Source organism: Mammaliicoccus sp. K-M42, assembly GCF_022386375.1.
GTDB lineage: Bacteria > Bacillota > Bacilli > Staphylococcales > Staphylococcaceae > Mammaliicoccus > Mammaliicoccus fleurettii.
The window spans coordinates 1-381 of sequence record NZ_JAJNIS010000048.1 but is presented as its reverse complement, the minus strand read 5'-3'; the positions used below and the strand labels follow the sequence as shown (position 1 = coordinate 381).

The 381-nt window shown below is 29.9% G+C and carries 1 protein-coding gene; it reads right to left on the bottom strand.

Features of this window, described 5'->3' with window-relative positions; translation table 11 throughout:
• Positions 1–233: 233 nt before the first annotated feature.
• The coding region (locus LQ668_RS12270; protein ID WP_275583906.1) for a transposase at positions 234–381 on the bottom strand (148 nt) is incomplete at its 5' end.

The following is a 381-nucleotide window of genomic DNA, read 5'->3' as shown; positions in this document are numbered from 1 at the left end:
GGACAAAATTCCGAAAAATGTCCGTAAGAGTGTGTGTTAGGGACAAAATTCTGAGTAATGTCCGTAAGAGGTGTCGTAAGGGACATAATTCAGTCAAGTCCATAATTTTGTGTAATATCTTTAGATGTAATCAACCATTGGTTTTTCTAGGGTATTAACAAAATATATATGCTTGGTTTTTAGCTGATATATTTTGTTAATCTCTACTAATTTAAAAAAAATTAGTAGTAATTCTAAGTAATAAAAGGTCGTTTCGAACTATCAAAATTTTCTTGGATATCCATAAGTATAGCACCAATTAATCTAAAAGCAGAGTCTAAATTAGGGAAAGTCTTAATGACTTTCTCTCTTTTTCTAACTTGCATATTGATGTTCTCAATA